The following is a 307-nucleotide window of genomic DNA, read 5'->3' on the forward strand; positions in this document are numbered from 1 at the left end:
CAGGCCGCATATCTGCCTGTTAAAGGACTTCAACAGTTGATCAAGACCATTCTTACAGTAAAGAAAAGACTGAACCGGAAACTGGCGATTGAGGGCATTCTCCTGACCATGGTAGATTTCAGAACCAATTACGCAAGGGACATTGCATCAAGAGTACATACAACATACGGAAGTCAGATCGAGGTATTTGAAAATGTAATTCCGATGTCTGTAAAAGCTGCTGAGACCAGTGCAGAGGGAAAAAGCATCTATATGCACTGTCCAAAAGGAAAGGTTGCAGAGGCATATAAGAACTTAACACAGGAGG

Annotated in this window: 1 protein-coding gene; it reads left to right on the plus strand. The window is 43.0% G+C overall.

Translation table 11 applies throughout. From position 1 onward, the window contains the following. The coding region (locus PGQ38_RS19410) for a ParA family protein (protein WP_416386769.1) at window positions 1–307 on the plus strand (307 nt) is incomplete at both ends.

Origin of the sequence: Blautia faecis (assembly GCF_027662325.1) — a bacterium.
GTDB lineage: Bacteria > Bacillota > Clostridia > Lachnospirales > Lachnospiraceae > Blautia_A > Blautia_A faecis.